This is a genomic window from Flavobacterium salmonis (genome assembly GCF_903819435.1).
GTDB lineage: Bacteria > Bacteroidota > Bacteroidia > Flavobacteriales > Flavobacteriaceae > Flavobacterium > Flavobacterium chungangense.
The window spans coordinates 1-267 of sequence record NZ_CAIJDP010000106.1 but is presented as its reverse complement, the minus strand read 5'-3'; the positions used below and the strand labels follow the sequence as shown (position 1 = coordinate 267).

The window sequence follows — 267 nt, the reverse complement described above, 5'->3', positions numbered from 1 at the left end:
TACCAATGGATTGACCAAATCCATCGAAAAGTTTACCACCAAAAAAGGAAGCATTGCAAGGCTTGTAGAAAAAGAGGATTTTATCTACACGTCAACCTATAGTAATCTCATAAAAGCTTTCAGGGACAGAAGCCAAATAAAAAACGACATTTTTGATTTTTACTATAAACTAGAATGGCCATTGCCTACCCAGGTCATCAAAACAGAAAAGACCGATGACGGTAAAAGCATCATCTCAGAAACCAATTATACTTACAATGCAAAGGA

The 267-nt window shown here is 36.0% G+C and carries 1 protein-coding gene; it reads left to right on the top strand.

The genetic code is table 11. The features are described 5' to 3' along the window. Positions 1-267: hypothetical protein (locus tag FLACHUCJ7_RS25020; protein WP_180910955.1), on the top strand; the 267-nt coding region annotated here is incomplete at both ends.